Genomic DNA, 25,062 nt, shown 5'->3' with positions numbered 1-25,062 from the left:
CCTCACGCGTCCAGGTTCTTGCCGACAATGCGCATCAGGAAGACCGCAACGATATTGGCGAGAATGATTGCATAGACACCTCCGGCTGATCCGAGACCGATATTCTGGCTTTCCAAAACGCGCTGGAAGATCAGGTAGGTGAGTGTACGGGTGCCGAACGCGCCACCTGTGGTGACGAAAATCTCGGCAAAGATCGAAAGCAGAAAGATTGTCTGGATCAGGATTACGATTGTGATTGCACGGCTCAGGTGCGGCAGAATGATGTGGTAGAACCGCTTGAGCGGCGGCGCACCGTCCATTTCAGCAGCTTCCAGTTGCTCACTGTCCAGCGACTGGATTGCGGTCAAAAGGATCAGTGTCGCAAATGGCAGCCATTGCCACGACACAATCATGACAATTGAGGTCATTGAAGCTTCGGACAACCACGAGACCGGTTCAGCCCCGAAAAAGCGCCACAGATGGGCCAGCAACCCGTTGACCGGGTCCATGAACATGTTTTTCCAGACCAGAGCCGAAACGGTCGGCATAACGAAGAATGGCGCAATGACTAGGATGCGCACCACCCCCTGGCCCCACATCGGTTGATCTAAAAGCATCGCCAGCAGGATGCCCAGAATGACCGTAATCGCCAACACGCCGAGAACAATGACAAGCGTTGCCTGAACGGCGGGCCAGAACGAACTGGACGAAACAAATCGGATATAGTTGTCGAAACCCACCCATCCGAGATCACCGCCCCGCAGGGGAAGATACTTCTTGAAGGAAAAATACAGGGTCATCGTCAGCGGCACGAGCATCCAGCCAAGCAGCAGCACCACTGCGGGTGCCATCATCAGGCGTGCAACTGATCTGGAATGTTGAGTTGCCATTGCGCAAGACCTCTCTGTTCAGGCGTAAGACAGCCTGCGAGAAAAACACGAATTGTGGAAGTGGGAGCAGGGGACAGAAGATCTGCCCCCCGCTGGGAAGGTTGCCTCAGTACCCTGCGGCTTCCATCTCTTCTGCTGTGAAGGCCTGCGCTTTGGCAAGCGCCTCATCCACTGATTGCTGCCCGGCATAAACGGCCGAGAATTCCTGACTTACCTGTGTGGCAATCCCTGCAAATTCCGGAATGGCCACGAATTGGACACCGGTATAGGGCGTCGGCTGCACACAGCAATTCTGCGGGTCAGCCTTCAGGATCGATTCCAGAGTCATTTTTGCGAATGGGACTGCCTTGTAGTTGTCATTCTCATAAAGCGAGGTCCGCGCGCCCGGAGGCACATTGGCCCACCCTTCGTTTTCAGCCACCAGCTCGATGTAGTCTTTCGAGGTTGCCCATTCGATGAACTGCTTGGCCGCATCTTCCCGCTGAGTTCCCGCCGGGATCGCCAGCGCCCAAGCCCAAAGCCAATTGGCGTGCTTGTCGACGCCTTCCGAATTTGGTGCAAGTGCGAAGCCAACTTTGTCAGCTACGGTTGAGTCTTCCGGATTTGTCACAAAAGACGCGGCAACGGTGGCGTCAATCCACATGCCGCACTTGCCTTGCTGGAACAAAGACAGGTTCTCGTTGAAACCGTTAGTGGCATAGCCAGCCGGGCCGGATTCACTCATCATTTCGACGAAGAACGTCAGCGCCTCTTTCCACTCGGGCTGATCGAACTGGGGCTTCCAGTTTTCATCAAACCAGCGCGCACCGAAGGAATTGCCGGTTACGGTGATAAAGGCACCACCTTCACCCCAGCCCGCCTTACCGCGCAGGCAGATGCCGTTGATGTCGTTGTCGCGATCAGTCATGGCAGCCGCAGCTTCACGGATGAATTGCCATGTTGGTGCTTCTGGCATTTCCAGACCGGCCTTTTCCATCAGGTCGGTGCGGTACATGATCATCGAGCTTTCGCCATAAAAAGGCGCAGCATAAAGCGTGCCATCATGGCTCAACCCGCCTGCCATCGCAGGCAGCAGATCACCAACATCATATTCATCGGACAAACCGTCCAGCGGTACCAGCCAGCCGTTCGCACCCCAGATCGGGGTTTCGTACATGCCGATGGTCATGATGTCGAACTGACCGCCTTTGGTGGTGATGTCGGTCGTGACGCGCTGACGCAAAACGTTTTCTTCCAACGTCACCCATTCGACATCAATGCCTGTCGCATTGGTGAAGTTGTCTGTGTAGCCCTGCATCCGGATCATGTCGCCATTGTTGACGGTCGCGATCGTGATGGTTTCCGCTTGGGCTGCTGCCGTAACGACGAAAGTCAACGTAGTCGCCGCACGAAGTGCGTTCTTCAAATACATCCCTGTCCTCCCTGAGCTTGGATGCTGTACAGAGACCCTAGTTTATAAATTGTCGCGGCGTCAATAATAACTTTACGCGCGTTAAGTTTTAATTCACGCAGATTCTCTTAAAACAAGCCGTGCCGGAAACAGAGTTTCCGTCCGATCGTCAAATTTTCCCCCGCTTTCAATGAGTTCAAACAAGGTATCCACACTGCGCCCAGCCACGTTGTCATAATCATGCGCAGCTGTTGTCAGCGATGGGCACGTAAATTTTGCAAAGGGGTGGTCGTCATTTGATGCGACGCGGAGTGAGCAATCTTCCTTTCGCCCAACCCGAATCCCCTGCTCATAACAGGCTGCCAGAAATCCGATCGCAAGGCGGTCATTGCTGCACAAAACCGAGTTCGTCCTGAGAGCGCCTTTCTCCAACACTCTCAAAGCACCTTGATGCCCAATCTCTTCAAACGCCCAGCCTTCGCCATCAATTTTAATGACATGGGGCTCGAACCCCAGACGCTCCATAACTTCAATATATGCCTTGCGTCGCTTGTTGGCGTTTGGGTTTGCTGGCGTGCGCATTTCAAAGAAAGACGGAGGTTCACCCGTCCGGGTCATGTATTCCACGGTTTGGGACACAAAACTGAAATTGTCCGACCCTATAAAGGCTGCACCCAAACCTTCGAGGTTGCTGTCAAACAGAACCGTTGGCACCTCGGCGCAAAATTTCTCGATGTGAGCGCGGTCCGACCCGCGACCCAAAGGGGCAAACAGCACTCCGGCCGGCTTGAGCGACCGCAGGCTGTCGAGTATTTCGTTCTCGAGTTCCTGCTCACCGTGCGAGCTGAATAGAGATGGACGATACCCGGCGGCAATACAGCTCTGCTCAAGGTATCTGGCCATCTCGGCAAAAAACGGATCGGCTAGATAGGGAACAACGATGCCGATATTCTTGGTCAGCTTTCGATTCTGGTTCACCGCATAGATATTCGGACGGTAATCGAACTTTTCCAAAGCTTCTTCGATACGCGCCCGCGTAGAGGAACGAACGCTTTCCGGGTCGTGGAAATATTTGGAAACCGTTGGCCGAGAAATCCCGCTGAGGGCCGCAAACTCCTCCATATTTCTTATTTTTGCCATACCTACCCGCTTACGGAATTCTTTTGCTTTGACCTTACATTTTCTTTACGCGCGGCAATAAATCAATAGGCTGCCGTATCCGCGCGAACGGTAAGACGCGTGACGCCAACGCCGAACAGCCGAAAACCTCCTGATCAAGTCGCGGTGTTTTGGACTTGAGCCCAATATATCGACCCCCAGCGCAACCACCTTGGTCGTCAGGTCTGTTCAGGCTCATTTTGCTTCCCGGCAGTACCTTCTGCGACGTCCTTGTAGTCGTCATGAATGCCGTAAGAAGCGAAACCGGATAGCGTTTCAGAAATCTGTTCATCGGTCAGGATTACCGGACCGAGGGCCAAGGAAAGGTAATATTGCCGGGCAATGGTTTCCAGCTCAACCGCGCGCCACATGGCCTTGTCCAGGTCCTCACCCATGGCAATGGACCCATGATTGCCAAGCAAACAGGCGGTTCGGTCTTGCAGCGCTTCGATCGCCAGCTCCGACAGCTCGGGCGTTCCAAAGCGCGCATAGGGTGCGCAGCGAACATTAGTACCACCGAAGGCCGCGACCATGTAATGCGCTGCCGGGATCTCTTTGTGTGCAATCGCCAGCGCCGTGCAATAGGTCGGATGTGCATGGACAACAGCGCCCATATCGGGGCGGGTCTTGAGGATGTCGAAGTGGAACCGCCATTCGGTCGAAGGTTTGAGCGGGCCATCCCAACTCCCATAGTCTCCATCAAATGGCATTGAGACGATCATCTCGGGGGTCAGCTTGTCATATGGCGTCGCCGAAGGTGTGATCAGAATCCGGTTCTCGTATCGGGCCGAGATATTGCCGGATGTTCCCTGGCTAAGACCACTGGAATTCAGAAAAAGGCATTTCTCGATAATCGCCTCACGGATTCTGCGTTCCTTGTCATCCATCTTGTGCTCCTGTCCTCGCGCCACCCCGGCAGAATGGACCAGCCTTAGTTATCAGAGGTCGCACCATCAGGCGACAAGCCCAACCTCGCAATTGCATTGTCCAAAGCCAACCCGAAAACCTGCGCCTGAGGTGACAGAACCTGGTCAGGCCGACGCATCAGCCCAACGGGCCCGCGTGTGATCAACGTATCAAACGGCAGCGCTACAAGGTGGCCATCGCTGATTTCATTGGCGACCACCCCTGCCGAGATAATCCAGATCGCATCGGTCTGTCGGGTATACACCCGTCCGAAAGCACCCGAGACAGTTTCCAGACGATCTTCGATTTCACCAATCCCATGCGCGATCATGAGGCGATCCACCAAGGGCCGGATTGCCGATCCTTCAGGTGGATAAAGCACTTGCCACTCGGTAATCCGCCTGAGATCGGGGGCTTTCAGCAGCGGGTGATCCGCGTGCACGACGAAGACGACCTTCTCCTCGTAAAGCTGGGTAAAGGAAATGCCCTGCATGGTTTCAGGGCGACCCAAACGCCCGATAACAAGCTCCAGGTCGCCCAGACGAAGACGCTCCATCAAATGGCCATGTGGACCGTCGAAAACGCTCAGTCGGGCATTGCCCGCAAGTTCGGAAAACTCGGTGGCAACGGCTGGCATCAAACGGGCCGCAACCGAAGGCAGCACCCCGACCCGAAGACTGGCCCTGCCGCGCGCTTCGATCTGCTCCACACCAGAAAAGCCCTGCTGCAAAGCGGCCAGCGACATTTCGGCGAAATGCAGAAACACTTCGCCCTGCCGCGTCAGAGAAACACCGGACCGGTTACGGGACAACAGCACAGTGCCCAGAATATCCTCAAGCTCCTTAAGCGTCTTGGATATCGCCGGTTGCGTGAGAAACAGCTTCTCTGCCGCAACTTTCAGGCTTTTCTCGCGACATATCTCAATAAAACATTGAATATGCCTAACTTTGATGCGGCGATCTATCATTACTTTCCAATTATAGCAACTAAGTCCAAGTAGAACTCATTTTACATATCGAGAAATGACGTTCAATTATTAGACACGCGAAATCAGGAGAGCCAACATGCGCGTTCAGGTCGCGATCATCGGCGGTGGACCTTCAGGTCTTTTGCTCAGCCAGTTGTTGCACCGCAACGGCATAGACACCATCGTGTTAGAGCGCAAAACCAGGGAATATGTTCTGGGTCGCATTCGCGCTGGCATTCTGGAAACCGGTTTTGTGGAGCTGATGCGCGAAGCCGGTGTAGCAGATCGGATGGACAAGGAGTGTTTTGTCCATGACGGCACAGTGATCTCGTATGGCGATATCGAATTCGGCATCAACTTTAAAGAGCTGACGGGCAAACATGTGGTTGTTTACGGACAAACGGAAGTAACCCGCGACCTGTATGATGTACGCGATGCGATGGGCGGCAAGATTGCTTTTAACGTCGATGATCTTCAGATTCATGGGGCTGACAGCGATGCACCTTATGTGACGTATCAAGCGGATGGGACCGGACACCGGATTGATTGCGATTTTGTCGCCGGGTGCGACGGGTTTCATGGGGTGTCGCGTCAAACCATCCCGCTGACCGTGCGCCGGGAATATGAAAAGGTCTATCCGTTTGGCTGGCTGGGCGTTTTGTCCGAAACTCCCCCGGTCCATGACGAACTGATCTATGCCGGGTCGGAACGCGGTTTTGCGCTTTGTTCCATGCGCAATGAGAACCTCAGCCGTTACTACATTCAATGCTCGCTGTCTGACAGTGCCGATGACTGGACTGATCAAGCCTTCTGGCAGGAGCTGAAACGCAGGATTCCCACGCAATATGCTGAGAAACTGATCACCGGGCCATCGGTCGAAAAATCAATTGCAGCGCTGCGGTCTTTTGTGACCGAACCAATGCGCTGGGGCCGTTTGTTCCTGTGTGGGGATGCCGCGCATATCGTGCCCCCCACCGGGGCCAAGGGGCTTAACACGGCGGCAAGCGACATCCACTATCTGCACAACGCCCTGCTGCAATTCTATAAAGACCACGATAGCGAAGGAATCGACCGCTATTCCGAAAAAGCGTTGGCCCGAATTTGGAAAGCCGAGCGGTTCAGTTGGTCCACGACCAACCTGTTGCACCGTTTTCCGGAACAGAACGGCTTTGACCTGAAAATGCAGAAGGCTGACATTGATTTCCTGCGCGAAAACAAAGAGGCCCAATCGGTGTTTGCACAAAACTACGTCGGGCTGCCCTACTGATGCAGATTGCGGCGCTGGATAACATTCACCTGCATTGGCGTGAGGATGGCGATCCAGATGGCACGCCTGTGGTGTTTGCCAACTCGCTGGGAACTGACCTGCGCCTTTGGGACAAAGTTTTGCCCTTACTGCCCAAGGGGCTGCGCCTGATCCGGTTCGATCTGCGTGGTCACGGCCTGTCGGAATGCCCTCAGGCGCTTTACAGCTTGGCTGAGCTGACAGATGACGCCGAGGCGTTGCTTGACCATATCGGGGTTCGCGACACGGTGTTTGTCGGCCTGTCGATTGGCGGCATGATCGGTCAGGCGCTGGCTTCGCGCCGACCAGACCTGATCCGCGCCCTTGTTCTTTCCAACACCGCCGCAAAAATGGGGACGGCCCAGATGTGGCGTGACCGGATGGGCGCAATCCGATCGTCCGGCATCGAGTCTGTGGCTGACGCAATTCTGGACCGTTGGTTTGCAGCGGGTTTCAGGGCAACCGATAACGTGCTGCTTTGGCGCAACATGCTGGTGCGTACCCCTGTTTCTGGGTACCTGGGATGCTGCAACGCGATTTCAAATGTTGATCTTGAATCCATGACCTGGGCGCTGCGATTGCCAGTTCTGGCCATCGCCGGATCAGATGACCGCGCCTGCCCGCCCGAACTGGTCCGGCAGACCTGTGCTATGATCCCCGGGGCGCGCTATGCCGAAATACCCAACACCGGGCACCTGCCATGCGTGGAAGCCCCCGCCACCTATGCTGAACACTTGTCCGCATTCCTGATGGAGAACCGCAATGAGTGACAAATACGCGTCCGGTATGCGAGTGCGGCGCAGAATTCTGGGCGATGCCCATGTGGATCGTGCCGAAGCCGCCAAATCTGATCTGGACGGTCCATTTCAGACGCTTATCACCGAAGGCGCGTGGGGCACTGTCTGGGCTTCGGACGGGATCAGCGACCGTGAGAGATCCATGCTGACGCTGGCTTTGCTGGCTGCGTTGGGCAATTTCGAAGAAATCCCGATGCATATCCGCGCCACAGCCCGTACCGGCGCCAGCAAGCAGGATGTACTTGAAGCGTTTCAGCACGTCGCGATTTACGCGGGCGTACCACGCGCCAATCAGGCCCTCAGGCTGGCAAAACAAACGTATGACGAAATGGAAAAGGACTGAATGGGAAACGCGCAGAAACCCCAGTTAGACAAAAAGGAAGTGTGATCCGACAATGTTGAAACAAGGTGAATTCTACCAGCGTGACCGCGAGTGGCACCCACCTGCACTGACGCCCGACTACAAGACCAGCGTGACCCGTTCACCGCAATATTCGCTGATCTCGCTGCAAAACTCGATCAGTGAGGTCACCGGCCCGGTTTTTGGCCACAACGATGTTGATCCTCTGGATAAGGACCTGATCTCGAACTATGCGCAGCCCGGTGAAAGCCCGATTGGCGAGCGAATTATTCTGCACGGCAGGGTGCAGGATGAAAACGGACGTCCGGTGCCAAACACGTTGGTGGAAATCTGGCAGGCGAATGCGGGTGGGCGCTATCGCCACAAGAAGGATACCTATCTGGCACCGATTGATCCCAATTTCGGTGGTTGCGGACGCACCCTGACAGATGAAAACGGGTATTATTTCTTCCGCACCGTAAAACCCGGTGCCTACCCCTGGCGCAATTGGGTGAACAGCTGGCGTCCCGCCCATATCCACATGTCGATATTCGGAACAGGTTTTGCACAGCGCCTGATCACACAATGTTATTTCGAAGGTGACCCGCTGATTGACAGGTGCCCGATCGTGAAAACTATTCCTGACGCCGATGCGATCAGCCGCCTGATTTCGCGGCTCGATATGAATTCAACGATCCCACTGGATACCATCGCCTATAAATTTGACGTGGTCTTGCGCGGTCGGCGCTCGACCCTGTTTGAAAACCGTCTGGAGGGGAACTGAAGATGCAACAGCTGAATTATCTGAAGGAAACCCCCTCGCAAACAGCCGGGCCTTACGTCCATATCGGTCTGGCGCCTGGGGCTGCCGGATTTGAGATCTACAGGCAGGAACTGGGCTGGGATATAGCCGGACCAAATGCCGAAGGTGAGCGTATTCGGGTCGAAGGACTGGTCGTGGACGGGGCCGGATCGCCCATCAAGGATGTTTTGCTCGAGGCCTGGCAGGCAAATGCCAGGGGCGTCTATGCCCATCCTGAGGGCGGCGGCGATGTCGAAGACGGCTTTCGCGGCTGGGGACGCGTCATCACCAATTTTGAAACCGGCGAATGGGCGTTCGACACAGTCAAACCCGGCCCGACACCGGGACGAAACGTGGGCCAGCAAGCGCCTCATATCAACCTTTGGGTCGTTGCCCGGGGCATCAATGTCGGCCTGAATACGCGTATCTATTTCGAGGACGAGGAAGAGGCCAACAGCAAGGACCCGGTCCTTAATCTCATCGAATGGGAACGCCGCCGCGCAACGCTGCTGGCCAGACGCACCAATAGGGACGGTCAAATTGTCTATCGCTTCGATATCAAGATACAAGGCGAAGATGAGACCGTTTTTTTTGATATCTGATTACTTGGTGTTGCCTTTCCAAGGCAGCACTTAATTCAGGAAGTCACCATGACCAAACCTTGCATCATCTGCGTGGCCATCACCGGTTCCCTGCCTACCAAAAACAACAACCCCGCGGTGCCGATCTCGGTTGCAGAACAGGTCGAAAGCACGCAAGAGGCGTTCGAGGCCGGGGCCAGCATTGTCCACGCCCATGTTCGCAACGATGATCAGACGCCCAGCAGCGACCCCGACAAATTCGCTCTCCTGAAAGAGGGTTTGCAAAAACACTGTCCCGGAATGATCATCCAGTTTTCCACTGGTGGGCGGTCAGGCGCCGGTCAGGCCAGGGGCGGAATGCTGCCCCTTGCCCCTGACATGGCGTCGCTGTCTGTCGGGTCGAACAACTTTCCCACCCGGGTGTACGAAAATCCACCCGACCTGGTGGACTGGCTGTCAGCCGAAATGCAAAAATACAAAGTCACGCCCGAGATCGAGGCGTTTGACCTGTCCCACATCCTGCAAGCGATCAGATTGCACAAGGAAGGCAAGCTTTATGGCAAGCTGTATGTTCAGTTTGTCATGGGTGTCAAAAACGCGATGCCGGTCGACAGGGCCGTGTTCGACTTTTACGTGAAGTCCATGCAGGATCGCGCACCGGATGCCGAATGGTGTGCCGCCGGGATCGGTCCAAACCAGATTGTGGTAAATGAATGGGCCATTGCTGCGGGCGGACACACGCGGACAGGTTTGGAAGACAATGTCCGGCTGGATCGGAATACACTAGCGCCTTCGAACGCAACGCTGGTCAATCGCGTGACCGAGTTATGCGCAAAGCACGAACGTCCGGTCGCCACCTGGCAACAGGCCCGCGAGATTTTGGCTCTTTGAGCGCAGGGAGGAATGGCGCCATGACGATTGATATCCGCTCGCTTTATTTCAAAGGCCACACATAGGATGGAACAGCTTTCCACTCATCCCTGGCTCAGCGGGTTGTTTCAGGACCCACAGACCTCAGAGTTGCTGGGTGCAGAGGCTCAGCTGAGACACATGCTGGCCGTCGAGGCCGCATATTCAGAGGCTTTGGCGGCGGTCGGCACCGTACCACCAGAGGTGGCGGAAACCGCGGCAAAACTTATCCGACAACACCGTCCCGACATGCAGGCGCTGCGCGATGGGACGGCATTGGATGGCGTTGTGGTGCCCGCGCTGGTGCGGTCGCTCAAAGCGGCATTGCCTGAACATTGCCACGTCGCGCTGCATAAGGGGATGACGTCGCAGGATGTTGTCGACACCGCTCTGGTTTTGTCAATCAAAGACATTCTGGAGGTGTTTTCGGCCCGTCTTTCAGACCTGATAGATGCGCTTGTGGCGCTGGAGCAGGCATATGGCGAACACGTGATGATGGGGCGAACCCGAATGCAGGCGGCATTGCAGATTTCAGTTGCCACGCGCCTGCGAAACTGGCGGTTGCCATTGGCCGATCACCAGAAACGCCTGACCGAATTGCAGCCCAGATTGCTTGTGCTGCAACTTGGCGGCGCCGTTGGCGACCGCGTTGGGATGCTCGGATCCGGACAGGCAATCGCAGATCATATGGCCGACAGGCTTGGCCTGGCCAGCTGCAATGCAAACTGGCATACCCGCCGGGACAATCTTGCAGAACTTGCCTCATGGCTTTCATTGATAACCGGATCGCTGGGGAAGATTGGTCAGGACGTGTCGCTCATGGCCCAGCAAGGGGTGGACGAGGTTTCGCTGACAGGTGGCGGCGGATCTTCGGCGATGCCTCACAAGCGCAACCCGGTCCGTGCGGAACTGCTGGTCGCACTGGCTCGTTTCAACGCAACCCAACTGTCGGGCATGCATCAGGCGCTGGAGCACGAGCAGGAACGTTCCGGCGTTGCCTGGACGCTAGAATGGATGATCCTGCCCCAGATGATCCTGGCAACGGGGCAGGCCCTGATCAGCTGTGGTACGTTAGTGCAACAGATCGAACGGATAGGCATCCTGGAGTGACTGCACTGGCCTCTGAGCCCGACGTTACTCAGGCGGTGCGTCGACTTGGCGTCACCGGTTTTGCCGCAGTAACTTATATATGTCAGCATCAGTGGAGATGGCGTCTTGACTACACTGACAGTTGGGCGAACTGCTGAAACGGACGGATTTCGACAAGGCCGCCGAAACCGCCGACGGCAACGAACAGGCGTCAGGCCTGCCGCGAAAAGATTGCCGATATTTCGGCAGAGATCGCCTCAACCACTTTTTCGGGCTGGGAAAAGCTGCGCGTCTTGAGCCGCATCATGGTCAGGTCGATCAAGGCGGTCGGAAAGCCGAGATCGGAAAGCTCGACCAGGGTTCCATTCGCTAACTGGTCTTCGATGGAACTTCGTGGCAGCCATCCGACACCCAGCCCGTGCTCAATGCATTTGGCGATCGTCTGGGTCAGGCCCGAAACGATCTTTAACGAGACCCTTTGCGGAATTTGCGGCAACAGCACCGAGCGGGTGAGATCACCCATAAAGACGTTGGATGGATAGCAGATGATCGGCAACACCTCGTCCCGCTCGCTACGCGCCTGAAACTCCTGCAACATCCCCGCGGCTGCCACGGGAACGAACCCGTCCTTGCCGACAAGTGCGCGATGCACCAGATCCTTTGGCGGGTTTAGCCTGCGGGTTTCAGCCTCGTAGGAGAAGGCAACCATGACCTCTTCGGTCATCAGCATCTGAAAGCAGGTTTCCTGATTGGCCGACCGCAGCCGCAAGTCGTGAGATGCCAGCGTGTCGCCGAACGCGGCAAGCGCCCGAGGCAGGATGTTGGCCGAGATCGAATGCAATGCGGATATCCGCAATGGTTCAGCGGACGTGATCGCAAAAGCGTCGGAAAGCCGGTTGAGGCCGACGAGTGCTGCTTCAAGCTCCACCTGTAGGGACCTGAGCTGATAGGTCGGGCCTGACGGTCGTCGCGACCGGTCCAACAGTTCAGTGTCAAACAGATGCTAAAGGGCCTGAAGTCGCCTGGAATAGGCGGATTGCGAAGAAATGCGGCTATGCGCGGCAAGCGAAACGCTTTCGGCGCGGATCAGCGCGAGCAGATCGAGTATTGAGTCTTTTTCCACGGCGACACATTAGCATGCAGTTTCTGCATATAAACTTGCCTAAATAGCGATACAAATTTCAGATAGCGCATGTATTGAGTAATGATAATGCGAGTCCGTCGGGGTGGTGCGCAGTATTCGGCGTGATGGATGGGGGCTAGGGTGCAGCCCCGGCGGATCAAAGATGGTCGCGGAAACTGCACCATATGAAAGCTATAGCCTAATAGAGACAGACTTTTGGGAGGAGACGAAAATGAAGCACATGCTTGCACAAGTGACCGTCACGGCGATTCTTCCCCTTGCGGGTCCGGCCTTTGCCGATGCCGGCGAGAGCCCGGTATTGCAGCGCATTCAAGAACGCGGCGTGGTCAGTATCGGCCAAAGGGAAACCTAGATCCCTTTCTCCTGTATCGGCCCTGTTAACAAGCCGATCGGTTATTCGATCGACCTGTGCCTGAAGATTGTCGATGCGATCAAGGCGGAGCTTGGCGTAGACAATCTGGAGGTCCACTATGTGCCGGTCACCGGCCAGACCTGCATCTCACTGATGCCAATGGCACGATCGACATGGAATGCGATACCACCAACAACAACCTGACCCGCCAGTTGCAGGTGGAATATCCGCCCACGACCTTCCTCACCGGCACCAAGATTGCCTCTAAAACCGGGTCGGGCATCACCGAGATCGAGGATCAGGAAGGAAAGGTCATTGGCCTGTCTGCGGGCACGACCAACGAAAAGGCGATCAAGGCCATCATCGAAGAAAAGGGCCTGAACGTCGAGATCGTACCGGTCAAAGATCGCAGCCAGGGCTGGCTGGCGCTGGAAACGGGCCGCATCGACGCCTATGGCTCGGACGATGTTCCGCTCTATGGCCTGATCTCAAAGGCGTCCGATCCGACTGGCTATCAGGTCACCGGGCGGTACCTGTCCTTCGATCCCTATGCCCTGATGATGCAGCGCAACGACTCCACATTCGAACGTCTTGGACGTACGGTCATGGCCGGTCTGATGCGCTCTGGTGAGATCAAGGAGATTTACGCCAATTGGTTCGAGCCGGGCCCGACAAACATCGACATGCCGCTTTCCGATACACTGGCGACCGCGTTCGAAATTCAGGCACTGCCAGAATAAGCAACAAAAGAAGGGGCGGGTACATCCGCCCCTCCCCAGCTGCGGCAGGGGGATGACATGATCTATAATTGGGACTGGGGGCATTCTGTTCCGCGAGCCCTATTTCGGCTGGACCATAGTTATCTCGCTTCTGGCCAGGACAATCGCTTTTTCGGTGGGCTCAGCGCTCGGTGTCTTCCGCACCTCATCCAGCCCGGTCCTCAGGGCCGTTGGCACCACCTATGTAGAGATCTTCCGCAATGTTCCGCTGCTGGTACAGCTGTTCCTGTGGTACTTCGTTTTCCCCGAAGTCCTGCCGGATGACTGGTCGCGTTAGGTCAAGCGCGACATGCCCTTCCCGGCACTGACCACCGCCATTGTCGCTATCGGCCTTTATACCGCCTCGCGTGTCTACGAACAGGTCCGTTCGGGAATCGAGGCCGTGGGCCGTGGCCAGCGCCAGGCAGGCCGCGCCATCGGCATGACCGAAGTGCAGGTTCATCGATATATTCTTCTGCCCAATGCCTACCGCATCATCATCCCGCCGCTGACAAGCGAGTTTTTGACGATCTTCAAGAATTCCTCGCTAGCGCTGACCATCGGTGTCGTCGAACTGACGGCGATGACACGACAGATCGAGGAATATACGTTCCAGGGGTTTGAAGCCTTCACCGCAGCAACTGTGGTCTACAGCCTTGTCACCTTCACGGTGATGGCGGTTATGCGACGGGTCGACAAGATGACCGCCCTGCCCGGCACCTTCGCGAAAGGGGCTGTGTGATGACACTCGATTTTTCCGTCATTTCCGCCAATGGCGAACTGCTGTGGGACGGCATGAAAATGACCTTCCTGCTGACGGGCCTCGCAGTGGTCGGGGGTATCGTCCTTGGCACGGTCCTTGCCCTTCTGCGCATCGCAAAGGTACCGGTTCTGGGCCAGTTCGCTGCGGCCTATGTCAACTTCTTCCGCTCGCTGCCGCTGATCCTCGTGATCTTCTGGCTCTTCTTCCTTGTGCCGCTTATCGTCGGGCGACCTGTCGGCGCCTTCTCCTCGGTTCTCGTGGCATTTATCCTGTTTGAGGCCGCCTATTATTCCGAGATCATCTGGGCCGGCATCAACTTTGTCCGCCCCGGACAACTGGCCGCCGCGCGCGCCATCGGCCTCACCTACAGCCAGTCGATGCGCTATATCGTGCTGCCTCAGGCCTTCCGGGCGATGACGCCGATCCTGCTGACACAGGCGATCATCCTCTTTCAGGACACATCGCTCGTCTATGTCGTCGGCCTGCGCGATTTCCTTGTCAGTGCCGAGATCGTTGCAAACCGTGACCAGAAGCTGGTGGAAATGTTCCTCTTCGTCGCTGCGGTCTACTTCACCCTCTGTTTCCTCGCCTCCATGGGCGTCCGGTATCTGCAAAAAAGGCTTGCCACATGATCGAGATGAAGAATGTCAACAAATGGTACGGCAAGACCTTTCAGGTTCTGAAGAACTGTACCCTCAGCGTCGCCAAAGGTGAGGTGATCGTGGTCTGCGGCCCTTCTGGTTCGGGCAAGTCCACGCTGATCAAAACGGTGAACGGGCTTGAGCCGATCAATGATGGCGAGATCACCGTCGCGGGCACCTCGATCACCGCGAAATCGACAAATCTCGACAAGATGCGCTCCAAGATCGGTATGGTCTTTCAGAATTTTGAGCTGTTTCCCCATATGAACGTGACCGAGAACATCAAGATCGGCCAGATCAAGGTGCTGGGGCGCGATCCGAAAGAGGCGGAGGAAAAGGCGCTCGCACTTCTTGAGCGCGTGGGCCTGACGGAACATGCGCAGAAATTCCCCTCTCAGTTGTCCGGCGGCCAGCAGCAGCGGGTGGCGATTGCCCGCGGCCTTGCGATGGAGCCGATGGCAATGCTCTTTGACGAACCAACATCGGCGCTCGACCCAGAGATGATCAACGAGGTTCTGGACGTCATGGTGGAACTGGCCAAGGAAGGCATGACGATGATGGTCGTCACGCATGAGATGGGGTTTGCCAAGAAGGTGGCCGACCGCGTGGTCTTTATGGACCTTGGCGAAATCGTCGAAGACGCGCCCTCGGCCGAGTTTTTTGGTTCCCCGCGAAGCCCGCGTGCTCAGGATTTCCTTTCCAAGATTCTCAGCCACTGAAGCAGATCCGGATGTCTACAGCTGGCCAATTTATCTTCTAATCCGGACCTAGATGCCCGAAAACACGCGCGGCGGAGCGACGTACGCCGCGCATTTGCGGACGAAGACTATGTTGCCAACTTTAAAATACAGTTGGGGAGCATAGGTGATCTGACGTTTGTTCCCATAAAACAGTTCGTTAACAGTTCGCAACTTGATCACATTGAAGCCCTGTCACTTCCCCAAGGATACAGTCTTGCACGCTGTTAACTTATAACCCCGGTACACTCTGTCCAGAACATGACTGAACGCGGCGTGCAGGTGGGCCGCGTCCTTTCTTAGCCGCTCATTCGTCAAAAGCTTGAAACTAATCTGCGGCGATTACTGTCTTTGCCCGACCTATAACGCCTTCAAATTTTGACGTAGGCTTCCGCTCGGTTATCAGGAAGTCACTTGCCGAAAGAGCTGGAAGATGCAAGGCCGGTTTGGGTTCGGATGCCTGGAACTTGGTCGAGTCCACTGCCATGAAACATCGTTCGCTGATCGCCTTCATTGCGACCGCAATATCGACTTCGCATTGTTCGAACACCAAAAAACCCTGTTTCGGATGCACACGCGACGCCGACAGGATCGAGTATTCCACCGACATATTTGCAATAACGTCAAAGGCCGCGCGGTCGAACGCTGCGCCGTCATGATTTCTAAGCTGTGTGCCCGCCATAAATACCCGGTTGCCGTTCCCCATCGCCAGAGTTGTTGCAATGAACGCTGAATTCGTCACCACGGTAAGATCTCTGCGCGCCTTGAGAGCCTGAGCCACAAAACCCGACGTAGATCCTGTATCAATAGCAATGGACGCGTTATCAGGCACAAGGTTCAAAATGGACTTTGCAATGGCGACTTTCGCCGCGCGGTTGGTTGTCATACGCGCGATGAAAGGGGGATCCAGAACCTTTTGGGTGCTGACCAACGCGCCGTGAACCTTGTCGATGTGCCCCGCATCCACCAATGGCTTCACAATTCGACGGATTGTCTGATCGGAAACGTTAAGCCTCTGCGCCAGGTCCATGACCGAGATTCGGCCATGAATGTTAACCGCGCTTAGGATGTCCTTTTCGTATTTCGACATTCAGCCACTCGGATGTTGGATTCTAACAGGATGAATTGTTGATACCTCCTTAAATCAACATATTTCAACACTCTTTTTTAATTTTTGTTGATTTCTGTTGGTCGATACGATGATCTGGCATCAAATTTGTCGACAGGGGCGAGGCCATGACAACCCATTCTGCAAAACACCTTATTATTGGCGGCGGCATCATCGGATGCTCAATCGCCTATCATCTGGCCCGGGCAGGTGAGACGGATGTCGTCCTTCTGGAAAAGGCATCTCTGACAGAGGGGGCAACATGGCACGCTGCCGGGCTGGTTGGGCAACTGCGGTCTTCCCGCAATACGACCCGGATGCTGAAACGATCGGTCGCGCTCTATGACCGGCTGGCCGACGAGACCGGTATGGAGTTCGACTGGAAGAAAGTCGGCAGCTTGCGGCTGGCGGCAACCAAGGAACGGCTGCTGGAGGCAAAACGTCTGGCGACAATGGCACGCAGTTTTGACCTGGAGATGGAAATCATCTCACCAGCCGAAGCGAAAGCCCTGTTTCCCTATATTGATGCCGACGGGTTAGAGGGGGCTGCCTTTATTCCATCGGATGGCCACGTTGACCCCGCTGGCCTGTGTCTGGCGATTGCAGCCGGTGCGCGGAGCCACGGCGCACAGATCAGGCAGGGGGTGAAGGTCAAGGTTTTCGAAATCCGCAATGGCCGCATAACCAAAGTGATGACAACCAACGGCGACTATGAGGCGGAAACCGTTGTGCTGGCCTCGGGCATGTGGAGCCGTGAACTGGCCGCAAAACTGGGCGTCGTGGTGCCAGCCTGCGCTGTCGAGCACCAATATGTCGTAACAGAACCGTTGCCAGAGCCGGAATTGGTCAAGGGCCTGCCCACGCTGCGCGACCCTGAGCGTCTGGTCTATTACAAGCCCGATGCTGGCGGGCGTCTGGTCATCGGAGGTTACGAAGACGACACATTGCCATTTGGAGAACGGGGCATTCCCGGAGAGTTCGTGCGCCAGTTGCTACCGGACAATCTTGACCGTTTCGCGCCGCTGGCTGAACTTGCCGGTGTCGTCACGCCTGTCGTGAACCAGGTCGGCATCCGGCAAATCATCAATGGACCAATCCCCTACTCCGCCGATGGTGATTTTGTCATGGGCTGGGCCCCTGAGGTTAAAAACCTGATGCTCTCGACCGGGTTCCTCTACGGTATTGCGGCTGGCGGGGGCGCGGGGGAAATGATCGCGGAATGGATTCTGAACGGGCGTCCAAGCCTGGATCTTTGGCCATTGGACGTGCGGCGGTTCAGCCCACATCATGCGACCAAGGCCTTTATGTATCCCCGAGCCGTCGAACATTACGCGCATCACTACAAGATGCGCTATCCGGGCCAGGAGGCCGAGACCGCACGCAATTTGCGACTGTCTCCGCTATACAACCGATTGAAAGAACACGGGGCGGTCTATGGGTCAAAGAACGGGTGGGAGCGGCCCTTGTGGTTTGCGCCAGCTGGGGTCGCCCCAGTGGATCAACTCGATTTTCTCAATCCCGGTTGGAATGTCTTCGCGGCCGAAGAACACCGCGCTGCCCGCGAAGGTGTCGTTCTGATCGACCAGTCGAGCTTTTCCAAGTTCGAACTGATCGGCTCTGGCGCGTTGGGTGTGTTGCAACACCTAGCGGTCTCAAACATGGACAAGCCGGATGGCAGCGTAATCTATACCCAGCTTTGTAACGACAAAGGCGGCGTCGAGGCGGATGTCACCATCACCCGCCTGAGGCGCGACCATTTCTATATCGTGACCGGCGCCGGATTCGGGGTGCACGATTCCGACTGGATCCGACGCCATCTGCCGCAAGACGGATCGGCACATCTGATCGAGGTTACCTCATCCCGGGCGGTGATCAATATCTGCGGACCAAAAGCGCGTGACGTCCTGCAGGCGGTAACCGAAGAGGATATCTCAAACGCTGCGTTTCCCTTTGCAACAGCGCGCGACATTACGGTCGGAGCAGCAAAAGTGCGTGCGGTGCGCATCGGCTATACCGGCGAATTGGGCTGGGAATTGCACATCCCAACCGAATTTGCACTTCATGTCTATGATCAGCTTTGGAAGGACGGACAGGCCTATGGCATCCGCGACATTGGCTACCGGACCATAGACTCGCTGCGCCTGGAAAAGGGGTATCTTTACTGGAGCACCGATATCACCCCGGACTATTCACCTGTAGAAGCGGGCCTGAGCTCTCGCGTCCACCTGAAATCCAAGGGAAGTTTTTTTGGGCGCGATGTTCTGGAGGGCCAGAAATCCAACGGCGCAGCACAGAAACTCTGTACCTTCGTGACCGAGGAAAAACTGCCGATGACCGGGGGGGAAACCATCCTGCACAATGGCGTAACCGTTTCGCGCGCCAGCAGCGGTGGCTATGGGCACCATGTCGGGAAAACGATCATCTACGGCTATCTTCCGGTGGCGCTGATGGACCAGACGGAATTCGAACTCGAATTGTTCGGAGACCGCAAACAGATCCACCGGGTGGATGGGCCTCTGTACGATCCGACCAATGAGCGGCTAAAAGCCTGAGAGGGAGGGCAGAAAATGACTGACGGAAACACTGATCGTGTCCTGAGTGAACTTCGCAACCTGAAAGGTTTTGAGGAAATCTCAGCACAAGACAGCAAAATCAAACGGCTGGGTGGGTTGACCAATCTGGTCTACAGAGTGGAAACCGGCGGGCACACCATGATCGTTCGTATCCCCGGAGATGGCACTGCGGATTACATCGATCGCGGCGTTGAGATTCACAATGCCAAGGTCGCAGCCGAAGCTGGTATCGGTCCTGCTGTGCTTTGGGCGGATGCAGATACCGGTGTGATGATCAGTGATTGCATTGACGGTATCGTCACCATGACACCCGAACTTTTCGCAACGCGCACCGGAGCGGCCGCACGTGCCGGGCATGCCCTGCGGCAACTACACGAGTCACCCCACCCTTTCGAATTTCGGTTCGAACTTTTTTCGATGATCGATGAATATCTGAAAGTCCTGTCAACAAAGGATATTTCCCTGCCCGAAGGCTATACAAAAATCGTCGCCGAAGCTGCGCCGATCAAACAGCTGCTGCAAGACAGGCCGGGCATGCTGGTTCCCAGCCATTGCGATCCGCTTTGCGAGAACTTTCTCGACAACGGTGACCGTATGTGGATCGTGGATTTCGAATATTCCGGCATGAATGATGCCCTTTGGGACCTCGGCGATTTGTCGGTCGAAGCCGGGCTGACCGAGGTGCAAGAAATCGAGATGCTGACGTCCTATTTCGGCGCGGCACCAACAGCGGCTCAATTCGGGCGAATGGTGATCTACAAGGCGATGTGCGATCTTCTGTGGACACTTTGGGGCTTGATCCAACATGCCGATGATAACCCGGCCGATGATTTCTGGGCCTATGCCACGGGTCGGTTCGACAGGTGCAAGGCACTAATGTTTGATCCTTCTTTCGCAGCGCATGTTCAGGCAGTTGCGACCGAATAAAGCAGATGGATAAGTTGCAATCTTTTGGTGAATGACTGGCATGTGGAAATGAAAGATTGGTTCGGACAAATGGGTTTCGAACAGGTTTCACAATGAGCTCTTTGAGGGGCCGCAACGTCCCAATAACGACGGCTCAATATACTGCGCAATTCCACTTGAGGCACACAGTTTCCTGTCGCAATCGAACAGAGATCATGGCCGAACGCAGTCCGAGAGTTGATCAGGCGACCCTCAACAATCGAGTTGCGTTTTTCACCGTTGGTCTTTGCAAGGGCGCATTCGAAGGAACGCTCAGTGCAGAATTCCTGGCACTTGGCCCTAAGATACTTCAACGTAACGGGCACGCGGCTGTTTCTTCTTCCATTCTGGGATGAAGGCGTCAAATTCACTGATTTTCTTCTGTGCGCGCGGTGAAGTATGTCGGCAGCAACAAGGTCCTTCGTCAGATCCGAGCCAGTCATAGCGGAGAGCTGATTTTGGCTACCTTCCTCCCACGTGATCGCCGAGACTAAGCCTCTCATTCAGAAGTTTGCAGCGACACGAAGGAAGGAACCTAATTTGCTTTTCCGGGTTAAAAAAGCTTTTAGTAGAAACTTAGCCAATGATAACCGTACCGGTTATGAAGTTCGCCTAGGTAAGCGAATCGCTGTTCCCGTCGGTCGCAGGTACAGGATTTGCTGAAACAAGGCCCCTGAGAGCCGTCGAGCTCGACCACTAGAGAAGAAATGATGGATCAGAAAAATCACCCGTCTCAACTAGGGAAAGCAATTCGACGCCGCCGGAAAGCGCTTGGCAAAACACTTGTCGAGGTTGCGGATGAAGCTGGTTTGACCACAGGGTTCATATCACAGGTCGAGCGCGGCATCAGTGCCCCGTCCCTGTCTTCGCTTATGGCAATTGCTGCATCTTTAAAGACCAGCATTGAACAGCTTGTCAGCGTTCCCGAGGAATACATCGAATACGTTCGCAAAGATCGACGTCAAACCTATGCATTGGGAGTCAACGGGCGGTTCTATGAAAAGTTGGGTCCGGGGTTTTCGGGGGCGCTTTTGTATCCGTGCATCGTTCATCGTCCTGCGGGCCACATGTCCGAGAAGATGTGCCACGAAGGCGAGAGCTTTTGCTATCTGATTTCGGGTCAGTTGGAATACCATCTGGGTGACGAAGTCCACATCTTGTCGAGCGGTGACACGATACATCACGACACCTCCAAGCCGCATTATTCGATTGTCCTAGGAGACACTGAAGCAGTTGAATTGTGGGTAAATACAACGCCGATCAATAATTCCTCCAACTAATCAGGTCGGCCGAACCGTTCATCGACAGTTCTCCGAGTTCTATCGCGGGGTCGCACTTGAAAGTGCTGCCCAGAATGTCGTGGCGCATCCTGGGTTTCCAATCAATGCTCCTGTGATCGCAATATGCAGTTTACGTCAAACTAAAAATTGTTTTAGCAGTATTGAAATTAATGTATACCGCCTTCATGCGATCGAGAATCGCTTTGGGAGGAACTCATCAATGAAACGTAATTTGATGGCAGCGACTGCCGTCGTGGCTACCGCAATGGCCCTACCTTTGTTCGCACAAGAGCGTGGTGGCATTCTGAATTTCGCCAGATATGACGGATCAAACCTGATTGACCCGATTTATGCCGATCGAAACCCTGACATCTGGATGGTTGGCAGCCTTTTCGACACGCTATTGCGCCCCAGTGAAGATGGAAACTCTGTCATCCCAGGACTGGCCGAAGAATACAGTATCTCCGATGATGGACAGTCTGTATCGCTTACCTTGCGCAGCGGCGTCTCCTTTTCGGATGGAACGCCTTTGACCGGAGAAGACGTTGTCTTTTCGCTGGATCGCGCCCGCAATCCCGATCTAAGCCCCTGGGCCGGACTTCTGGGATCCATCGACAATGTAAGCGCGGAAGGAAATGTCGTCTCGATCAGTCTGAAAGCGGCTGACCCGACAATCCTCTCAATGCTTGCCACTTTCACAACCGGTATTGTCTCCAAAGCCGTCTTTGAGGCGGCCGAAGGTTCCACTGACCAGGAAAAGTCCGCCGCAATCTTTGCAGCCAAAGGCCCCGGTGTCGGGTCCGGCCCCTTCTATCTGTGTGGATTTGAGCAGGGAACCTCCATGGAGTTCTGTGCCAATAAGAACTACTGGCGCAAAGGGTCCGACGGCAAAGCGCTGCCTTACCTGGACGGCGTGCATTTTGAGATCATACCTGATGACGCAACCCGGATTCTGAAGCTTCAGGCTGGTGAAGTGGATGCCGCTGAATTCATTCCGTTTTCACGTGTGCCGGAGCTTGAAGCAGACCAAGCGATCAACATGAAACTCTATCCGTCAACACGGATCATATACTCGCCGATCAACACGCGTGAAACCCGTGCTGACGGATCGCCTAACCCGTTGTCAGACGCTCGGGTTCGGCAGGCACTCAACTATGCCACCAACAAAGAGGCACTGATCGGGCTTGTGCTGCAAGGCGCTGGCAAGCCAATGACCTCACCTCTGATGGCAGCGGCGACCCAGCTTTCCGCAAATCTTGGTCCGTTGTATGCCTACGACCTTGACAAGGCCAAAGCTCTGATCGCCGAGGCAGGCGTAGCGCCGGGAACCGAAATCACCTTTACGACTTTGGCTGGCTCTGCGGATGACAGCACCATATTTGCGGCCCTTCAGCAGATGTGGGCTCCGTTGGGGATCAATCTGTCAGTCGAACAGGTGGATGGGCCGACACGTGGCGCCAAGAACCGCTCGGGCGAATTTGACATCCACACCTATGGCTGGGTGAACGACGTAAACGACCCCAGCCAGGTCGTCGGCTGGTTAGGTTATACCCCTACAGCCAATGCGGTCGGCACTGGTTGGGAAAACGCGAAATTCAATGCTCTGTTTGAGGCTTCGGCAACAGAAATAGACGCTGAAAAAAGAGCGGCCCAGTATGCTGAAATGCAGGAAATATATGCAGATGCAGCCCCTTTGCTTTTCATGTATGAGACGCCCTTTGCGGTGGCAGTATCGACCAGCGTGGACGGATACATTCAGACACCACTGGGAAATAACGTCTTCGATCAGGCGACCGTCAGCCGCTGATCGCTTAAATGCCGCCGGCAGTACCTGCCGGCGGTACATTTGACGGAGGCCTTGATGGCAACCCTTCAATACACATTCAAACGCTTGTTGTTGATGATCCCCACATTCATCCTCGTGATGATCATCATCTTTGTTCTGGTTCGTCTTCTACCGGGGGATCCGGCCATCGCCATCGCAGGAGACCGGGCTTCGGATGCCGATCTTGCTGCTATCCGCGAGAGGTTGGGACTGAACGAGCCGCTGTTGGTGCAGTTTTGGCTGTTTCTGACAAATACGATGCAAGGCGATTTGGGCCGGTCTATCCTGATGCGCGCACCGGTTACTGAAGTCATCATCAACCGCCTGCCGACCACGGCTTTTCTGACAATCTATGCAGTCCTCATGTCTTTGTTGATTGCAGGACCACTGGCGTTTGTTGCAGCTCTGAACCGCGGACGGTGGCCCGACGCAGTGATCCGCACGGTTTTCCAAGTGGGGTTGTCGATGCCTGTGTTTTACATCGGTCTGATCTTGCTGACTTTTCTTGCCGCCCAACTGCGGTGGTTTCCGGTTGGCGGCTATGGCGACACCTTTATGGACAGGCTGTATCATCTGTTCCTGCCTGCCGTAGCGGTGGCGTTGTACACGTCGGCGATCATCATGCGAAACCTGCGCGCCGCCATCATCGAGGTCCTTGATGCCGAATACGTTCAGTTTGCCCGAGCCAAGGGTTTGCCCGACAGGCTGATCTTGGGGCGCCACGTGTTACGTAACGCACTGATTTCGACCGTTACACTTTTGGGTCTGTCTATCGGCAACCTCATGAGTGGAACGCTGGTTACCGAAACAGTTTTCGCCGTACCCGGTGTCGGACGCTTGATGCTTGAGGCGATTTTCGCGCGCGACTACCCGCTCATCCAGGGATTGACGCTGACATTTGCGGTTCTGGTCTCGGTCGTATTCCTGCTTACTGACCTGTTTCAAAGCTCGTTGGACCCGAGGATGCGTTTGACATGACCGACACTGCCACTTCTCCTGGTGGGGCGGGCGTACCGCCAAAGACGCGCATACCAGCGGCGCTACGAAAACCGGGTTTCATAATAGGCCTCTGCATCATTGGAATGTCGACTTTGCTTGCGATCATGCCAAATGCGTTTGCCCCGTATGATCCAAACTTCATCGATTACACCGCGGTCCGACAGCCACCAAGCTGGGCCCATCCCTTCGGCACCGACCTGCTGGGGCGCGACAGTCTGAGCCGCGTTATTTCAGCCTATTCGGTAAACATGCAGATGGCAGTCCTTGCCACAGTCTTTGCCCTGATCATTGGCGTCGTAGTTGGCGCGCTTGTCGGCTACTACCGCGGGATCGCTGATATGATCTTCGGGCGTGTCGTGGACGCGATCATCACGTTCCCATTTCTGGTTCTAGTCATTGCGGTCGTCGCCGTACTTGGGCCGGGCTTGGTCAATATGTACATTGCGATAACGGTTGTTGGTTGGGTCTATTATGCCCGGTTAATGCGAGCCGAGATCATTGCGCAGATGGGAAACGACTACGCCGCTGCGGGCATCGTCATGGGATACTCTGACAGGCGCATTATCTTTCGCCACCTTCTGCCGAATGCGATTACGCCGGTTATCGTCTACTGGATGACAGATATGGCGCTGGCAATTCTGCTGGGTTCGTCGCTTGGGTATCTGGGTCTTGGCGCACAGCCACCGCAGGCGGAATGGGGCGTCCTGATCGCAGAAGGACGTAATTTTATCACAACGGCCTGGTGGTTAAGCCTGATGCCCGGGATCGCGATCGTTATCACAGGTCTTGGATTTTCCCTTATTGGCGATGGGTTGGCAGACCTGCTCAGGCCACGCGGGTAAGG

At 55.5% G+C, this 25,062-nt stretch carries 26 protein-coding genes; 19 read left to right on the top strand and 7 right to left on the bottom strand.

What is annotated here, in order from left to right:
• Positions 1 to 2: 2 nt before the first annotated feature.
• The 5 genes from ACR0BF_RS17265 to pcaQ form a co-directional block, all read right to left on the bottom strand.
• Positions 3 to 869: a carbohydrate ABC transporter permease gene (locus ACR0BF_RS17265; protein WP_480477633.1), complete on the bottom strand. Its 867-nt coding sequence runs from the start codon at positions 867 to 869 to the stop codon at positions 3 to 5.
• Between the two features lie 106 nt (positions 870 to 975).
• On the bottom strand, positions 976 to 2,280 hold the full coding sequence (locus ACR0BF_RS17260) for an ABC transporter substrate-binding protein (RefSeq protein ID WP_480625400.1): 1,305 nt from the start codon (positions 2,278 to 2,280) through the stop codon (positions 976 to 978).
• A gap of 93 nt (positions 2,281 to 2,373) precedes the next feature.
• Positions 2,374 to 3,399 (bottom strand): LacI family DNA-binding transcriptional regulator, encoded by a 1,026-nt coding sequence (locus tag ACR0BF_RS17255; RefSeq protein WP_480625399.1) that lies wholly within the window; start codon positions 3,397 to 3,399, stop codon positions 2,374 to 2,376.
• 197 nt (positions 3,400 to 3,596) lie between these two features.
• Positions 3,597 to 4,304, bottom strand: a complete 708-nt coding sequence (locus ACR0BF_RS17250) for a class II aldolase/adducin family protein (RefSeq protein ID WP_480625398.1) — start codon at positions 4,302 to 4,304, stop codon at positions 3,597 to 3,599.
• 44 nt (positions 4,305 to 4,348) lie between these two features.
• Positions 4,349 to 5,290 carry a pca operon transcription factor PcaQ gene (gene pcaQ / locus ACR0BF_RS17245; protein WP_480625397.1) on the bottom strand — a complete coding sequence of 314 codons (942 nt, stop codon included), beginning with the start codon at positions 5,288 to 5,290 and terminating at the stop codon, positions 4,349 to 4,351.
• A gap of 97 nt (positions 5,291 to 5,387) precedes the next feature.
• Between pcaQ and pobA the strand changes: the two genes are divergently transcribed.
• The 7 genes from pobA (at position 5,388) to ACR0BF_RS17210 (ending at position 11,114) form a co-directional block, all read left to right on the top strand.
• Positions 5,388 to 6,557, top strand: a complete 1,170-nt coding sequence (gene pobA, locus ACR0BF_RS17240; protein ID WP_480623622.1) for a 4-hydroxybenzoate 3-monooxygenase — start codon at positions 5,388 to 5,390, stop codon at positions 6,555 to 6,557.
• Positions 6,557 to 7,345 carry a 3-oxoadipate enol-lactonase gene (pcaD, locus tag ACR0BF_RS17235; protein ID WP_480555679.1) on the top strand — a complete coding sequence of 263 codons (789 nt, stop codon included), beginning with the start codon at positions 6,557 to 6,559 and terminating at the stop codon, positions 7,343 to 7,345. The genes pobA and pcaD overlap by 1 nt, the downstream gene beginning before the upstream one ends.
• Positions 7,338 to 7,715, top strand: coding sequence for a 4-carboxymuconolactone decarboxylase (gene pcaC / locus ACR0BF_RS17230; RefSeq protein ID WP_480625396.1), 378 nt, complete (start codon positions 7,338 to 7,340; stop codon positions 7,713 to 7,715). Before pcaD ends, pcaC begins: the two co-directional genes overlap by 8 nt.
• 52 nt (positions 7,716 to 7,767) lie before the next feature.
• Positions 7,768 to 8,496 (top strand): protocatechuate 3,4-dioxygenase subunit beta, encoded by a 729-nt coding sequence (pcaH, locus tag ACR0BF_RS17225; protein WP_480477647.1) that lies wholly within the window; start codon positions 7,768 to 7,770, stop codon positions 8,494 to 8,496.
• A gap of 2 nt (positions 8,497 to 8,498) precedes the next feature.
• The gene (gene pcaG / locus ACR0BF_RS17220; protein WP_480607237.1) at positions 8,499 to 9,116 is read left to right on the top strand and encodes a protocatechuate 3,4-dioxygenase subunit alpha; all 618 of its coding nucleotides are present in this window, start codon (positions 8,499 to 8,501) and stop codon (positions 9,114 to 9,116) included.
• 48 nt (positions 9,117 to 9,164) lie between these two features.
• Complete coding sequence (locus ACR0BF_RS17215) at positions 9,165 to 9,986, top strand: 3-oxoadipate:acetyl-CoA acetyltransferase (protein ID WP_480607234.1); 822 nt, start codon at positions 9,165 to 9,167, stop codon at positions 9,984 to 9,986.
• Between the two features lie 66 nt (positions 9,987 to 10,052).
• Positions 10,053 to 11,114, top strand: a complete 1,062-nt coding sequence (locus ACR0BF_RS17210; RefSeq protein WP_480625395.1) for a 3-carboxy-cis,cis-muconate cycloisomerase — start codon at positions 10,053 to 10,055, stop codon at positions 11,112 to 11,114.
• A 190-nt stretch (positions 11,115 to 11,304) separates the two neighbouring features.
• Here ACR0BF_RS17210 and ACR0BF_RS17205 read toward each other — a convergent pair whose 3' ends face one another.
• Entirely contained in the window at positions 11,305 to 12,021 is a 717-nt protein-coding gene (locus ACR0BF_RS17205; RefSeq protein WP_480607228.1) for a substrate-binding domain-containing protein, read from the bottom strand.
• 427 nt (positions 12,022 to 12,448) lie between these two features.
• Between ACR0BF_RS17205 and ACR0BF_RS17200 the strand changes: the two genes are divergently transcribed.
• From ACR0BF_RS17200 to ACR0BF_RS17175, 6 genes are all read left to right on the top strand, one after another.
• Complete coding sequence (locus ACR0BF_RS17200) at positions 12,449 to 12,589, top strand: hypothetical protein (RefSeq protein WP_480555687.1); 141 nt, start codon at positions 12,449 to 12,451, stop codon at positions 12,587 to 12,589.
• Positions 12,590 to 12,762: 173 nt separating this feature from the next.
• Positions 12,763 to 13,329, top strand: a complete 567-nt coding sequence (locus tag ACR0BF_RS17195; protein ID WP_480607225.1) for an ABC transporter substrate-binding protein — start codon at positions 12,763 to 12,765, stop codon at positions 13,327 to 13,329.
• Between the two features lie 154 nt (positions 13,330 to 13,483).
• Complete coding sequence (locus ACR0BF_RS17190) at positions 13,484 to 13,645, top strand: ABC transporter permease subunit (protein ID WP_480607222.1); 162 nt, start codon at positions 13,484 to 13,486, stop codon at positions 13,643 to 13,645.
• A gap of 12 nt (positions 13,646 to 13,657) precedes the next feature.
• Positions 13,658 to 14,089, top strand: a complete 432-nt coding sequence (locus ACR0BF_RS17185; RefSeq protein WP_480625394.1) for an amino acid ABC transporter permease — start codon at positions 13,658 to 13,660, stop codon at positions 14,087 to 14,089.
• Positions 14,089 to 14,742, top strand: coding sequence for an amino acid ABC transporter permease (locus tag ACR0BF_RS17180; protein WP_480625393.1), 654 nt, complete (start codon positions 14,089 to 14,091; stop codon positions 14,740 to 14,742). Before ACR0BF_RS17185 ends, ACR0BF_RS17180 begins: the two co-directional genes overlap by 1 nt.
• Positions 14,739 to 15,470: an amino acid ABC transporter ATP-binding protein gene (locus ACR0BF_RS17175; RefSeq protein ID WP_480625392.1), complete on the top strand. Its 732-nt coding sequence runs from the start codon at positions 14,739 to 14,741 to the stop codon at positions 15,468 to 15,470. The genes ACR0BF_RS17180 and ACR0BF_RS17175 overlap by 4 nt, the downstream gene beginning before the upstream one ends.
• Before the next feature lie 346 nt (positions 15,471 to 15,816).
• Here the strand turns inward: ACR0BF_RS17175 and ACR0BF_RS17170 are convergent, their stop codons facing one another.
• Complete coding sequence (locus tag ACR0BF_RS17170; RefSeq protein WP_480495848.1) at positions 15,817 to 16,578, bottom strand: DeoR/GlpR family DNA-binding transcription regulator; 762 nt, start codon at positions 16,576 to 16,578, stop codon at positions 15,817 to 15,819.
• 146 nt (positions 16,579 to 16,724) lie between these two features.
• Here ACR0BF_RS17170 and ACR0BF_RS17165 point away from each other — a divergent pair, with 146 nt between their 5' ends.
• The 6 genes from ACR0BF_RS17165 (at position 16,725) to ACR0BF_RS17140 (ending at position 25,060) form a co-directional block, all read left to right on the top strand.
• A complete protein-coding gene (locus ACR0BF_RS17165; protein WP_480625391.1) occupies positions 16,725 to 19,148 on the top strand; it encodes a GcvT family protein in 2,424 nt (807 codons plus the stop codon).
• Positions 19,149 to 19,163: 15 nt separating this feature from the next.
• Positions 19,164 to 20,096, top strand: a complete 933-nt coding sequence (locus ACR0BF_RS17160) for a phosphotransferase (RefSeq protein ID WP_480520885.1) — start codon at positions 19,164 to 19,166, stop codon at positions 20,094 to 20,096.
• A gap of 728 nt (positions 20,097 to 20,824) precedes the next feature.
• Complete coding sequence (locus tag ACR0BF_RS17155) at positions 20,825 to 21,394, top strand: helix-turn-helix domain-containing protein (protein WP_480520887.1); 570 nt, start codon at positions 20,825 to 20,827, stop codon at positions 21,392 to 21,394.
• 220 nt (positions 21,395 to 21,614) lie between these two features.
• Positions 21,615 to 23,201: an ABC transporter substrate-binding protein gene (locus ACR0BF_RS17150; RefSeq protein WP_480625390.1), complete on the top strand. Its 1,587-nt coding sequence runs from the start codon at positions 21,615 to 21,617 to the stop codon at positions 23,199 to 23,201.
• A gap of 54 nt (positions 23,202 to 23,255) precedes the next feature.
• The gene (locus ACR0BF_RS17145) at positions 23,256 to 24,197 is read left to right on the top strand and encodes an ABC transporter permease (protein WP_480520891.1); all 942 of its coding nucleotides are present in this window, start codon (positions 23,256 to 23,258) and stop codon (positions 24,195 to 24,197) included.
• On the top strand, positions 24,194 to 25,060 hold the full coding sequence (locus ACR0BF_RS17140; protein ID WP_480495838.1) for an ABC transporter permease: 867 nt from the start codon (positions 24,194 to 24,196) through the stop codon (positions 25,058 to 25,060). Before ACR0BF_RS17145 ends, ACR0BF_RS17140 begins: the two co-directional genes overlap by 4 nt.
• Positions 25,061 to 25,062: the final 2 nt, after the last annotated feature.

This window comes from Ruegeria sp. AG7 (genome assembly GCF_056541545.1).
Note: the sequence above shows the minus strand (reverse complement) of the source record. Positions and strands in the feature narration are given on the sequence as shown.